Source organism: Leifsonia sp. HAY1-4F (genome assembly GCF_056755275.1).
On the sequence record NZ_JBNDHX010000535.1, the window covers coordinates 1 to 243 of the forward strand.

The following is a 243-nucleotide window of genomic DNA, read 5'->3' on the forward strand; positions in this document are numbered from 1 at the left end:
GGGGGGAGGAGGAGGAGGGGCGCATCCTTGCCGCCCTGCACCGCAAGGTGGGGGATCGACGAACCGGTCGGGGCCGCCACCACATGGGGCGCTGTACTGCCGAGGCCGAGGTCCGCCTGATCGAGGCTGGCATAGTTCGTCGGCGTGTCGCTGTCGACCGGTCCCGTTCTGGCGCAGGTGTCGCCGGGGTTTATGGTGAGCACTGCGTCTCCCCCGTTGTGGCTGTCGTTCGCGGAGCCGTTC

1 protein-coding gene is annotated in these 243 nt (G+C 69.5%); it reads right to left on the reverse strand.

Annotated features, from left to right (window positions below; translation table 11 throughout):
- Positions 1-203 (reverse strand): hypothetical protein (locus tag ACPYOG_RS20415; protein ID WP_481295901.1); only part of this gene is annotated, 203 nt, incomplete at its 3' end.
- Positions 204-243 lie beyond the last annotated feature (40 nt).